The following is a 13,496-nucleotide window of genomic DNA, read 5'->3' on the forward strand; positions in this document are numbered from 1 at the left end:
AAAAAAGAACCTCCTTGTCCACTATAGCGTGGGCAAGGAGGTTCTTGTCTGTTAAGGTGGGCTTGTCTTACCTGAAGGTTTCTTACCTGAAATCAGGCGTAGCCTTACGATCAAAAAGCTTCATGCGTACCCAGAATATGTTGACGATTAACAGGACACCTGACATGATAAACAGTCCTTCGATGCCGATAAACCCGGATAGCACCCCGCCAATGACAGCACCCAGCATATTCCCAAGCGCGAGCGAGCTGGTATTGAAGCCGAAAGAACGACTTTCCATTCCTTCCGGTGTATACGTGCGAATCAGCGCATTTACGCTTGGTAGCAGACCGCCCATAAATACACCCATGAAAAAACGGATAATGACAAGTTGCCACACTTCATTGACAAAAGCCTGCGGAATGAGCATAACCGCCGTTCCGAGCAGTGCAATGGTCAAGATCTTGTGCGCTCCTATCTTGTCACTCAATCTTCCAAGGAGCGGTGCAGCAATCATATTGGATACGCCTGTTATAGCTGTAACGAACCCGGCAATCAGCGCAATTCCTTCTGCCGACCCATACAGTTTTTGCACATATAACGGCAGCAGAGATACCGTACTGATCATGGCAAATTGGAGCAGAAACGTTACGGTGAACAAAGCCGGAAGCTGGGGCGTATGGCTTAGCTCCTTTAATCCGGCAAGAACCGAAATTTGCGGTGTGCGTGCGGCTTCCGCTTTACTGAAATTTTCTTTAACCAGAAACATTGCAATGAGTGAGGCTATAAAAATCAGAGCGCCTGTAATATAAAAAATCGGTCTGAATCCGACCCAATCAGCCAAAAATCCGCCTAGCAGAGGACCGAGAATCGTGCCGGCCATCTGACCGGATTGCATAATCCCCATAGCGAATCCGGTTCGCTCTTTGGGAGTGGTGCCCGATACTAGGGAAATCGATGCCGGATTGAAACCCGAAATCGTACCGTTCAGCAGGCGAAGCGCCAGCAGTTGCCACGGATGGGTGACCAAACCCATACATCCGATGACCAAAGCCATACCAAAGCCTGAGCGAAGCAGCATGACTTTACGTCCATATCGGTCAGCCAGCTTGCCCCACAAAGGCTGGAACATAAATGAGGTCAAAAAGTTAGCGGCAAAAATAACTCCAGCCCATAGACCAATATCGTGCTCTCCCTTCACATGAAGGTCCTGAGCCAGATACAGAGCGAGGAACGGAGTAATCATCGTAATACCCGCATTGACCAGAAACTGACCGAACCAAAGCACAATGAGATTGATTTTCCACGTCTCCCACGTTTTCAATGTGCTTTCACTTCCTTTCTGCCCATTCTCATCCTGTTGTAAATCCTACGTATCAACGCATAACTTCTCCGGAGCTTTAAAAAAAGCCATTTCTCTAGTATAGCACACTTCATTGAAACTTTATCCAAATGTCATGGGTTTGTCATGGTTTGTTCGAGAGCTACGGTTGTTACGACTCTTGAAAAAGGGCATAATTAAAATATAGTATTTATGATTCGAACTGGAGGCTGAAGTCATGACCTACAATGATACTTTTATCCGCGCTTGCCGCAAGCAAGCTGTGGATCATATTCCCGTATGGTACATGCGGCAGGCCGGAAGGTATGACCCTGAGTATCGCAAAATTAAAGAAAAATACACGTTGCTTGAGATATGCCGCCAGCCCGAGTTGGCCGCAGAAGTGACTTTGATGCCCGTGCGCAAGCTCGGGGTGGACGCTGCAATTTTATATTCTGATATTATGAATCCGGTGGCCTCGCTAGGGGTTGATTTTGATATTGTCAAAAATATTGGACCGGTTATTGATAATCCGATCCGGTCAGCTGCAGACGTAGACAAGTTGCGTCCAATTGATGTGGAACGCGATTTGGGTCATATTTTGGAAACGATCCGCATTTTGGACCGTGAACTGAAAGTGCCATTGATTACGTTCGCTGGAGCGCCTTTTACCATTGCAAGCTATTTAATAGAAGGAAGACCCTCCAAAGGATATATTCGCACCAAAGCGATGATGTATGGAGAGCCTGAGTTGTGGCATCGCCTGATGGATAAGCTAGGGGACATGGTTATTACATACGTGCGAGCTCATATCGCTAATGGCGGTAAGGCTTTTCAATTGTTTGATAGTTGGGTAGGTGCGCTCTCGCCCTATGATTTTCAAACTTTTGTGCTGCCGACTATCACACGTATTTTTCATGAATTATCTGATCTGGATGTACCTAAAATTTATTTTCCGGGCGTAAGCTCTGGTGAATTGCTCCCACACTTGAATGGGTTAAAAGCCGATGTGATTGGACTGGACTGGCGGGTAAGTATACCTGAAGGACGTCGTCGCTTGGGCAACGGTTTTGGTGTACAGGGAAATCTGGATCCTTATGTGCTTACTGCGCCAATCGATGTTATCAAGCAGTATGCGAAAACCATTGTAGATGAAGGTATCTTGGAGCCGGGTTACATTTTCAATCTCGGTCACGGTTTATTTCCTGAAGCCTCGCTAGATAAGCTAAGAGAGCTTACTGATTATGTACATGAGTATTCCCACTCGATTTTGTCAAAGAATTAAACCATTAGAAATGTTAAGAGGTGATCTGCTAATGAAAACCAAAGTGGGTGTACTGGTTATGTCCTACGGGACGCCAGAAAGTCTGGATCAGGTGGAAGCCTACTATACACATATCCGTCGCGGTAATGCTCCCTCGCCGGAGCAGCTAAAGGAATTAAAGGATCGTTATGAAGCTATTGTGGGCGGTGTGTTTCCGCTGCGTCAGAATACGGATCGGCAGGTTCAAAACCTGCAGGAAACCCTAAATCGGGAAAATCGCAACCCGGACATTGAATTTGCCTGTTATCAGGGACTCAAACATGCGAAACCGTTTATTGAGGACGGTGTGGAAGCCATGGTGCAAGATGGCATTCGTGCTGCGGTGGGTGTCGTGCTGGCTCCGCATTATTCCGTTATGAGTGTAGGCACTTATATTAAGCGCGCACAGGCTAAGGCACAGGAACTGGATCTGGCCATATCATTTGTGGAGAGCTATTATCTTCATCCAAAGTTGATTAAGACGCTAACTGAGCGTGTGAACGCCAAGCTGGCGCTTTTTGAAGAAGCTGGAGCCAAGCGGGATGAGGTTCGTGTTCTATTTAGTGCGCACAGCTTGCCTGAGCGGATTTTGGCTATGGGTGATCCTTATGTAGAGCAATTAATGGCTACTTCGCAGGCTGTTGCGGACAAGGCGGGGATTACCAACTGGCAGTTTACGTGGCAAAGCGCCGGTCGTACAGCAGAACCATGGCTGGGGCCAGACATTTTGGATACCATGCACAGTCTTAAAGAGGAGCAAGTGGAGTATGTGCTGGCTGCACCAGTTGGCTTTGTTTCTGATCACTTAGAGGTGTTATACGATCTGGATATTGAAGCACAGGCTTTGGCGAAGGAATTGGATATGCGTTTTCAGCGTATTGATTCACTCAACAGTGATCCACTGTATATGGAGACGCTTAGTGATGTCATCATAGACCAATGGAAAAAGGGATGAGGACATAATGGAGCAAAGGTTACGTAATATTGTAATTGTAGGCGGAGGCTTGACCGGGCTTAGCACTGCTTTTTATACACGAAAAATGTACAAAGAAGCTGGCTACACACCTCGAATTACGCTGGTGGAGAAAGCATCCGTGCTGGGCGGAAAAATTGAAACACTGCATAAAGATGGTTTTGTGATTGAAAAGGGGCCAGATTCCTTTCTGGCCCGTAAAACGGCCATGATAGACCTGGCAAAAGAGCTGGAGCTGGATCATGAACTGGTGAGCACGAATCCTGAGGCTAAAAAGACATACATTTTGCATGAAGGACAGCTTCATCCGATGCCCCCTGGACTGGTGCTGGGGATTCCAACGGAGCTGAAACCCTTTTTGCGCAGCGGCTTGATCTCTTTAGGCGGGAAAATGCGGGCTATGATGGATTTTGTCATTCCGCCTCGCCGTGTACCGGGAGATGAGGCGTTGGGTGATTTTATTGAACGCCGACTTGGCAAAGAAGTGCTAGAAAATGTAACCGAACCACTACTGGCAGGGATTTATGCTGCCAACATGAAGACACTAAGTTTGCAAGCGACCTTCCCACAATTTGCTGAGGTAGAGAAGCAATACGGAAGTCTCATTCACGGAATGATGACAGGTCGAAAACCAGCTGAAACACATACGGGTACGAAAAAAAGCGCCTTTTTGACCTTCCGTCAAGGCTTGCAAAGTTTGGTGCATGCGTTACTGAATGATTTGTATGACTGTGATTTACGCACCGGTATTGCTGTTACAAAATTCACAAAGACACCGCCAAGTGAAGGCAGCCCATATCGCGTTATGCTGGACAATGGAGAGATGCTGGAGGCGGATGATATTTTTGTAACGACTCCCAACTTTGCTGCTGCGCCGCTATTGCGAGATCATGTCAATGTGGCTGCACTGGAAGCTGTTAATTACGTCTCCGTAGCAAACGTGGTCCTAGCCTTCGATAAAACAGATATTGAGAACGTCTTTGACGGTTCTGGTTTTCTGGTTCCTCGTAAAGAAGGACGCAGCGTGACCGCTTGTACATGGACGTCTGCCAAGTGGCTTCATACCAGCCCAGATGATAAGGTGCTGTTGCGCTGTTATGTAGGGCGAGCAGGAGCTGAAGACACTGTAGAGTTACCGGATGATGAGTTGATTGGACTGGTACGTAAGGATCTGAAAGAGATGATGGGAGTTACAGCGACTCCGTTGTTCACGGAAATTACACGTCTTCGCAATTCCATGCCGCAATATCCGGTAGGGCACCCGCAGGCTATAGCTGATTTGCGTGAAGAGTTACGCACTGAGATGCCGGGAGTGTATGTGTTGGGCGCTGGCTATGATGCAATTGGCTTACCGGATTGCATCCGTCAGGCTAAGGAATGGGCCTCCAATGCCGTCCAAACGACACAACAGGAAGCAGTCAAGGTACAGGTGTAAATGTTCGATAATGAACCCTTCGCGATCCAGGCGAGGGGTTCTATTTATATTGAAATTTGATATATAATGGAGAAGGTGTAAAGTTCGCCAGCTAATAAAGAAGTTATGCAAATGCAATAGCATAGAAGGAGTGAAGAATGTACCCTCCCAGATCACAGCGAAATGAAGGTCGCAAAAAAGCAAGAAAACCAAAAATAGGCAAGGCTTGGATCATTACAAATCTGGTCCTACTGCTTATGATTGTAGGTCTTTTCGGTTATTATTACATATTTGAACACGACAACAGTGGCTCTCTTGCGGAAAATGCCGGGTATTCGCAAACGGAGAAGAAAATCCAAACAGGATCTGCTAGTGCAGATCGGTCTACTTCCTCGGTCAGTGAAAATGTTACAGCCTTGTCAAATAAACAGCTGGATGAAGGCCCCCATGCAGAAAATAAATTTGTCGACGATGAAACAAAGCAATCTGCTGCTTCAGACACAAGCAATCGTCCCGCGACAACGTCTGACACAAATGCTCCCGAAGGCAGTTCCACAGGAGCAAAATTGTCCTCGGGGAAAGACGGGCAAGCACAGAACGATACGTCCAATAAGGATATATACGATGGTAATCCATCCACCGATAAGGGAGGAACGGAGGATATAAAGAAATCCAAAACAGACGGTGCAGACTCTCCGACAGTCACGCTTCACTTTGTAGGGGATGTGCAGTTTTCCGGTAAAGTTGAGCAGCGTTTGGAGCAGAATGGGTTTGATTTTCCGTATCAATATCTCGGAAACTTGTTTCATAAAGACGATTTGACGATTGCCAATCTGGAAACGCCCGTGACAACGAATGGTGTGGGTGCGTTAAATAAAACGTATGTGTATAAATCTTCGCCCAAAGCGTTAACTGCGTTGGCTGCGGCAGGGATAGACGCTGTCAATTTGGCCAACAATCACATTTTGGATCAGGGCACAGGCGGATTACTGGATACACTGAAATATCTGGATGAAAAGGGTATAGCCCATGCTGGAGCCGGACGTAATGCAAAAGAAGCATATGCACCGCATTATTTTGAACGTAAAGGGATCAAAATTGCCTTGTTGGGGACTACACGTGTTATGCCTGAAGCCAACTGGAATGCGGGCGCCAAACTGCCCGGTGTAGCAGGAGCCTATGATTCGACTGCTATCGTAAAGTCTATCCGTGAGGCACGAATGCAGGCCGATCTGGTGATTGTCATTACCCATTGGGGGAAGGAGCGCGCAACAGCACTTGAGCCCCATCAAACCGAGTTATCGCACGCTTTTATTGATGCTGGAGCTGATCTTGTCATTGGCGGTCATCCACATGTGCTTCAAGGGATGGAGCAATATAAAGGTAAATGGATTGCATACAGCACAGGCAATTTTATTTTTTCTAAATCAACGGTGCCAGCCACTTGGGATACAGCGATATTTCAGGCAACCTGTACCCGTAAAGGGGCTTGCGAGATGAAGCTGACTCCTTATCGGGCGGAGCTGGGTCAGCCGATCCCATTGAAGGATACGGAGGCCAGCAAAATTTTGCAGAGAGTGGCGGCACTGTCACCGGGAAATGTCTCGATTGGGACGGATGGTACAGTAAGTGCTCAATAGAATTTCGAAAGAAATTGTTAATATAGGAATTGACGGAATGAGCGTATGAGGGACTCCTTTGTGGATGGAGGTCATAACAAGATGAATAATTTGTGTGTGGCTCACCGCGGTTTTTCGGGGATTGCTCCTGAGAACACGATGGCAGCCTTTCAGCTTGCGTTGGAGCAACCATTTGTACACTGGATTGAGCTGGATGTACAGCTGTCAAAGGACGGTGTTCCGGTGGTAATTCATGATTTTACACTGGAGCGAACGACGAATGGTACAGGGAGAGTAAAGGATTCGGACTGGAAAGCATTGCAACAACTTGATGCTGGTAGCTGGAAAAGTGCAGAATACCGTGGAGAAATAATCCCCTCCCTCGCACAGGTGCTGGATTTATGTCGTGGCCGCGTATCGCTCAATATTGAGCTTAAAACAGCGGGAGATATGTATCCAGGACTGGAGAAAGCCGTACTCCGTGAAATTGCGATGAGAGGGATGGAGGGAGAGGTGGTATTAACCTCTTTTGAGCGTGCTGCATTACGCCGGGCTAAGGAGCTGTGTCCTGAGATCCGTACCGGATTGATTATTGATGCGCGTCCAGATGACTTGGCAAAACAACTGGAACAGCTACAATGCACTTTTTTATCTATAGGCTATCCGCGTTTGGATCGAAACTTGATGAAAGATCTCACTGGACGCGGTATTACTGTCATGGCGTGGACGGTGGATGACCGCCGTATCATGCGGAAATTGGCCTCATTGCATCCTGAATTGATGATTTGCACCAATTGGCCGGATCGCTGGGAACGGGTTTTTTTGCTTTCCAAGCATCGGATGTGGCACTATATACGTAAACTTATACGTTAATAATTGGACTACATACGCGGGAAGGGTGAAGGGTCGTAATGAACGTGGAAATTCGTAATGTTTACTGTGTTGGGCGCAATTATAAACTGCATGCGGAGGAGCTGGGTAATGAGGTTCCCGCAGAACCAATGATTTTTTTGAAGCCGTCTCATGCGGTTGTGCCGCTGGATGGCGCCACGCTGGAGCTTCCGCAGGGGCAGGGAGATATTCATTTTGAGACTGAGCTGGTTGTAGCTTTAGGACGTAAATACGAACCGGGCATGTCCGCAGATACGTGTCTGAACGCATTTGCATTCGGCATCGATTTTACCCTGCGTGATGTACAAAGTGTTCTCAAGAAAAAAGGCCATCCATGGACCGCCGCTAAAGGCTTTAAATCGTCTGCTCCTGTGACACCATTCCTGCCTTTAGAACAATTGGACATGCTGGAGCTGCAGGATTTTTCCTTGCTCAAAAATGGACAGGAAGTGCAGCGTGGACATGTCAAAAATATGATTTTTTCTATCCAGCACATCGTTGACTATATAGCGACTCATTATGGACTGGGCGAGGGAGATATTATTTTTACAGGTACTCCAGCAGGAGTAGGGCCTACAGCAAGCGGGGATCGCTTTGAGCTTTTCTGGGGGAGTGAGCGTCAGGGAAGCTTCACCATCGCATAAATTTGTGAACGGAGTCCATAGAAGAGGATTAAAAAAGGGAATGTTTTGAAGGCCGTGTCCTGTGCCAAAGCATGGGACACGGCTTTTATATAAGCGTGGAGCGTTGTACAATAATATACAGAACGAAAAAAGAAAAACGGAGATTCATTTCAAAAGCGGGGGTATATCATGGACTGGATCATCGGATTGCTTTGTGCTGCTGTGGTGGCGGGAGCTGCATTTTATAAAAAATCCTTAACCTTATCTGGCTTTGCTGCGGCTGTACTGATGGGAACCGTATATTATGGGGCGGGTAACCTGTTCTGGTTCGGCACATTGCTCTTGTTCTTTATCACGTCAACCCTCCTGTCGAGGTTCAAAAAGGAGCGCAAGGCTGAGCTGGAAAAATCGTATGCCAAAACCGGCAACCGGGATGCAGGCCAAGTATGGGCTAATGGGGGATTAGGTATGCTGTTATGCCTGGGTTATGCGATATGGCCCCATGTTACGTGGCAGCTGGCTTTTGTCGGTGTCATGGCTACGGTCACTTCCGATACGTGGGCAACGGAATTTGGCAGTCTGAGTCGTAAGCCACCCCGTTCAGTGCTTAACGGGAAGGTGCTGGCACCTGGAACCTCAGGAGGAGTATCTGTATTGGGAACGGCTGCGGCCTTGGCTGGGGGTCTACTGATTGGCATAGGTGCATGGGGCTTTGGACACGCCATAGGAACGCAGAGTTTGCCGTTATGGCTGTGGGCACTGGTTGGAGGTATATCCGGTAGTGCCGGAGCCTTTGCTGATTCCTATCTTGGTGCTACGGTGCAAATGATGCGTTCCTGCACGGTTTGTGGACGGGAAGTAGAAGTAGACTCACATTGTGGACAAACGACGGTCTATGTACGAGGCTGGCGTTGGATGAGTAATGATCGGGTGAATAGCATTAGTTCTATTTTCGGAGGATTGGTCGCTCTTGCAGGTATTTTTCTTATACTCTGAACACGGAGCTGGGGATCGTTACAAGGGAATAATTATTATAAGAATTGACGGTGTTTCGATCCTTGTATAAGGAGGTGCTAAGATGGGCGATATACACGGAGATAAATATGAAGCCATTTTGGACGCCGCTTACACAGTCTTTGGCACCAAAGGCTTTTATGAAAGCAAAATTTCCGAGATTGCAGAACAAGCGGGAGTTGCCAAAGGCACAGTATACTTGTACTTTAAAAGCAAAGAGCAGCTATTTACAGCAGTCACACGTAGAGATTGCGAGCAATACCTAGCCGAAATGCAAGGCGCATTAATCAATCGTACTTTGGGAGAAGGTCTGCTGCGGATGGCAAATTTGCATCTGCACTACTATTTCAAGCGCAAGCAGCATACGAAATTATTTTTTATGACCCCCAACAGTGACCCCGATCTAATGGAGTTTATGCGGGGATTTATTCAGGACTATACTGATTTGGTCAAAAATAAACTGGCGTCAGAGGGTGTACAGCAGTCCGAGTTTCATGCGAAGGCATTCATTGGGATGTTGGAGCGCCTAAAAATGGATATTTTATTAAATAAAGATTTCCGAGAATGTGACGTGGATCAGACGGCTGAACTAGCAGCGAACTTATTTATGCATGGCTGTAAAGCCGGAATACAAAAATCCTGACATCTTATTGCTAAGAAACCGTACTGAATTCATTCAGATAACGGTTTTTTTAATCATTGTCTGTGTCTGTGTTAAAATAAACAGGATCATCACAAAATTGGGGAAGAGTAGGGAATCCGTATGAATATTATGACCGTTGAACATATAACGAAAAGCTATGGCGAGAAAATGTTGTTTGAGGATGCTTCCTTTGGTATGGATGAACGTGACAAAATAGGGGTCGTTGGTGTAAATGGCACCGGTAAATCAACATTTTTACGCGTGATTTCCGGCTTAGAGCCGCCGGATGATGGCAAAATTGCAGTGAACAACGATGTGCGAATTCAGTATCTAGCACAAAATCCGGAGTTTGATCCTGAAATGAAGGTACTCCAGCATATTTTTCATGGCAATCAGCCTGAGATGAAAGCGGTCCGTGAATACACAGAAACCATGGAGTTGTTGGAATTAAATCCGGGTAGCGAGGAGCTTCAAAACCGTCTATTGCGAGCAAGTCAACAAATGGATACGTTCCAGGCATGGCAGCTGGAGAGTGAGGCCAAAAATATACTTACCCGACTGGGGATCACCCAGTTTGAGTCTCGTATGGGCGTTCTATCCGGTGGGCAGCGTAAGCGGGTGGCTTTGGCGGCGGCTTTGATCCAACCCTGCGAGCTGCTCATTCTGGACGAGCCTACAAACCATATTGATAATGAGTCCGTTGAATGGTTGGAGCAGTATTTGCAAAAAAGACGTGGTGCGTTGTTAATGATCACGCATGATCGCTATTTTCTGGATAGAGTTGCAAATGTCATGCTGGAGCTGGATCATGGTCGCCTTTTCCGTTATGAGGCTAACTATACCCGTTTTCTGGAGCTGAAGGCAGAACGCGAGGAGCGGGAAGCGTCTACGGAACAAAAAAGGAAGAACCTGCTGCGTAATGAGCTGGCTTGGATTCGCCGTGGAGCAAAGGCTCGTTCCACCAAGCAGAAAGCGCGTATTGACCGATATGAGCAGCTTAGGGATCAGCAACCGGAAGCTCGTTCTGGATCTGTAGATATGTCCGTCGCCTCCACACGTCTGGGTAAAAAAATATTGGAGATCGAGCATCTTTCCAAATCGGTAGATTCTCGTAAGCTAATACAGGATTTGAGCTACATTGCGGTTCCTGGTGATCGTGTTGGTATCCTAGGTCCTAACGGTAGTGGGAAATCCACTTTGCTCCAAATGATTGCCCAGCATATAGAACCGGACTCCGGCAACGTTGTGCTGGGACCGACGGTGAAGCTTGGCTATTTTACTCAGGAACATCAGGAAATGAACGAATCTTTACGTGTTATTGAATATATTAAGGAAGAAGCCGAAGTGATTCGTACAGCAGACGGTTCGACGATTACAGCTGCACAAATGCTGGAGCGTTTCCTGTTCGCACCAAGCGCACAATGGACGGTTATTTCCAGGCTGTCCGGGGGTGAAAAACGGCGCTTGTATCTGCTTCGTGTTCTGATGTCGGCACCGAATGTGCTATTGCTGGATGAACCAACAAATGATCTGGATATTCAAACCCTTTCCGTTTTGGAAGACTATCTGGATGAATTCCCGGGCGTGGTGTTTATTGTTTCTCATGATCGCTATTTCCTGGATCGAACAGTGGACAAAATACTGGCGTTTGAAGGGGATGGACAGGTACGTGTACATGTGGGCGACTATAGCGAGTATGCAGAATGGATTAGTAAAAATGCTCAATCTTCTGTGAATACGTCTGTCTCGACGAGTACGGATTCCTCGAATCGCTCTTCCACGCCTAAGTCTGCGGGTCCTTCCGAGTCAGTCAAGGAGACAAGTAAAACCAAGCTTAAATTCACCTTTAAGGAACAGCGGGAATATGAGCAAATTGATGAGCTGATTGAACAAGCCGAACAGAAGTTGGCCGACATTCAGCGGCAGATGGAAGAGTCTTTTAGTGATTCAGCACGACTACAGGAGCTCATGGCTGAGCAAGCGAAGGCAGAACAGCATTTGGAGCACCAAATGGAACGTTGGACCTACCTGAATGAGCTGGCCGAGCAGATTGAACAAAGTAAATCTTAAGCAATGATAAAGCCACATTAATAGCATTCTGCCAGAGCTATTTCTTCATGTTGCTCAGACTAAAAAAGCAAGTATCCGAAAAACCGGAAGACTTGCTTTTTTATTTACTGATCTATTCGACGATGTAACAGGCTGATTGTCGTTATTCGAATTAAACTGTCACATAAGCTGCAAGCAGATGGGCAGTGTTCACCACGGCCTGCTTGTGCGTGCGCTCCATTGCATGGGAGGCGTGTACACCAGGGCCGATCAACGCAGCACGGATGTTGTTACCTGCTCTTAGTGCAGCCGAAGCGTCCGAACCGTAGTGTGGATAAATATCTACCGCATACGGAATATTCAGCTCTTTGGCCAGCTCAATTAGACGGGTTGTCATAGTATAGTCGTAAGGCCCGGAGGAATCTTTGGCACAGATAGAAACATCCGTTTCCTTGCAGCTCAGATCTTCACCCATACAGCCCATATCGACAGCTATCATCTCACTGATTCCAACAGGTATGTAAGCCGCTCCGTGCCCCACTTCCTCGTAGTTAGAAATGAGCAATTTAACGGTATGTCGAGGCTTCCAGTTTCCATGTACAGCAGATTCCAGTAAACCAAACAGTGCAGCTACACTAGCTTTATCATCCAGATGGCGTGACTTGATAAATCCACTGGGTGTTACGACTGGACGCGCATCGAACGAAATAAAATCGCCCACTGCAATACCGAGCTGAAGCACGTCTTCTTTTGACTCGACAAGCTCGTCAATCCGTACCTCCATATGGCTCTCCTTGCGCTCAAAGCTCCGTGCATCATCATAGACGTGCACAGATGGATGGCTGGACAGAATAGTGCCTGTATACGTTTGTCCGCTTCTGGTATGAATAAGGCAGTATTCATTCTCAATACTGTTCATCATGAAGCCGCCGACGGATGTCAGACGCAGGGTGCCTTGTGCTGTAATGGAACGCACCATTGTGCCCAATGTATCCACATGTGCGCTCAGCGCCACCGTACGGTCCGTTTCCTGACCTTCCAGAGTCAAGATGGCACCGCCTTTTGCATTCCATTCGATTTGTACCCCGAGGCTTTCCGCTTCTTGACGAATCAGCTCCATCACATGGTGTGTATATCCACTGGGACTGGGTGTGTTCAGTAGCTGATTTAAAAAGTTCATCATATAATTCTCATTTAATTGAATCGTCATTTGTTGCTCCTCCTCATTTGGACAACCGATCAGAGTTAGAGGACGGTTGCTCTATATCTTGGTCGGATGTAGACCCTGTGCTGGAAGAACCAGTCGTGTCATAGGCCACATCCGCGTTTGCTTCTACCGTGGATGTGTGCTCTTCTTGTAGTGTATGAAGCTGAGTAGTCAGACGTTTAATCTCCCTCTGAAGCCTATATTGGCGGAAAATACCGAAAGAACCGACAATAAGTCCACCTAGAAGAGTGCAACCGAGAATAAGCAGAATCAAAGGAATGCTGACCATACTGAATAGAAGGTTCACTTGAACCGAATTCACATTAATAACAGCAAATACAGCTGTTAACAAAGCAATAACAAGAGCTGCGATCAAAGACCATTGTGTTTTCAAAATGCCACCTCCTCCCGTTACATTATAAAATCCCTTGCCCGCCATGGACAAGGGATTTATCCGTGC

General features: G+C 47.0%; 12 protein-coding genes. 9 read left to right on the forward strand and 3 right to left on the reverse strand.

Annotated features, from left to right (window positions below; genetic code table 11):
- Nucleotides 1–82 precede the first annotated feature (82 nt).
- Nucleotides 83–1,303 (reverse strand): MFS transporter, encoded by a 1,221-nt coding sequence (locus NSQ57_RS08755; RefSeq protein ID WP_029516688.1) that lies wholly within the window; start codon nucleotides 1,301–1,303, stop codon nucleotides 83–85.
- Nucleotides 1,304–1,538: 235 nt separating this feature from the next.
- On the opposite strand from NSQ57_RS08755, the gene hemE reads away from it, so the two are divergent.
- The 9 genes from hemE to NSQ57_RS08800 all read left to right on the forward strand — a co-directional run bounded on the left by hemE (nucleotide 1,539) and on the right by NSQ57_RS08800 (nucleotide 11,850).
- A complete protein-coding gene (gene hemE, locus NSQ57_RS08760; RefSeq protein WP_039269982.1) occupies nucleotides 1,539–2,585 on the forward strand; it encodes a uroporphyrinogen decarboxylase in 1,047 nt (348 codons plus the stop codon).
- A 31-nt stretch (nucleotides 2,586–2,616) separates the two neighbouring features.
- Entirely contained in the window at nucleotides 2,617–3,558 is a 942-nt protein-coding gene (gene hemH, locus NSQ57_RS08765) for a ferrochelatase (RefSeq protein ID WP_029516690.1), read from the forward strand.
- A 7-nt stretch (nucleotides 3,559–3,565) separates the two neighbouring features.
- Complete coding sequence (hemG, locus tag NSQ57_RS08770; RefSeq protein ID WP_029516691.1) at nucleotides 3,566–5,011, forward strand: protoporphyrinogen oxidase; 1,446 nt, start codon at nucleotides 3,566–3,568, stop codon at nucleotides 5,009–5,011.
- 137 nt (nucleotides 5,012–5,148) lie between these two features.
- Nucleotides 5,149–6,630, forward strand: coding sequence for a CapA family protein (locus NSQ57_RS08775; RefSeq protein WP_340931879.1), 1,482 nt, complete (start codon nucleotides 5,149–5,151; stop codon nucleotides 6,628–6,630).
- 81 nt (nucleotides 6,631–6,711) lie between these two features.
- Entirely contained in the window at nucleotides 6,712–7,482 is a 771-nt protein-coding gene (locus tag NSQ57_RS08780) for a glycerophosphodiester phosphodiesterase family protein (RefSeq protein WP_029516693.1), read from the forward strand.
- Nucleotides 7,483–7,520: 38 nt separating this feature from the next.
- Nucleotides 7,521–8,144 (forward strand): fumarylacetoacetate hydrolase family protein, encoded by a 624-nt coding sequence (locus NSQ57_RS08785; RefSeq protein WP_318626740.1) that lies wholly within the window; start codon nucleotides 7,521–7,523, stop codon nucleotides 8,142–8,144.
- A gap of 168 nt (nucleotides 8,145–8,312) precedes the next feature.
- Entirely contained in the window at nucleotides 8,313–9,119 is an 807-nt protein-coding gene (locus NSQ57_RS08790) for a DUF92 domain-containing protein (RefSeq protein WP_069011076.1), read from the forward strand.
- 82 nt (nucleotides 9,120–9,201) lie between these two features.
- Nucleotides 9,202–9,780, forward strand: a complete 579-nt coding sequence (locus tag NSQ57_RS08795; protein WP_029516696.1) for a TetR/AcrR family transcriptional regulator — start codon at nucleotides 9,202–9,204, stop codon at nucleotides 9,778–9,780.
- A 120-nt stretch (nucleotides 9,781–9,900) separates the two neighbouring features.
- On the forward strand, nucleotides 9,901–11,850 hold the full coding sequence (locus NSQ57_RS08800) for an ABC-F family ATP-binding cassette domain-containing protein (RefSeq protein WP_342425923.1): 1,950 nt from the start codon (nucleotides 9,901–9,903) through the stop codon (nucleotides 11,848–11,850).
- A gap of 151 nt (nucleotides 11,851–12,001) precedes the next feature.
- On the opposite strand, the gene NSQ57_RS08805 is transcribed toward NSQ57_RS08800, so the two are convergent.
- Both NSQ57_RS08805 and NSQ57_RS08810 read right to left on the reverse strand, forming a co-directional pair.
- Nucleotides 12,002–13,039 (reverse strand): M42 family metallopeptidase, encoded by a 1,038-nt coding sequence (locus NSQ57_RS08805; protein WP_342425924.1) that lies wholly within the window; start codon nucleotides 13,037–13,039, stop codon nucleotides 12,002–12,004.
- Nucleotides 13,040–13,052: 13 nt separating this feature from the next.
- Complete coding sequence (locus NSQ57_RS08810; protein ID WP_069011079.1) at nucleotides 13,053–13,475, reverse strand: lipopolysaccharide assembly protein LapA domain-containing protein; 423 nt, start codon at nucleotides 13,473–13,475, stop codon at nucleotides 13,053–13,055.
- Nucleotides 13,476–13,496 lie beyond the last annotated feature (21 nt).

The sequence above is a fragment of the Paenibacillus sp. FSL L8-0502 genome (assembly GCF_038593055.1).
GTDB classification, from domain to species: domain Bacteria; phylum Bacillota; class Bacilli; order Paenibacillales; family Paenibacillaceae; genus Paenibacillus; species Paenibacillus polymyxa_D.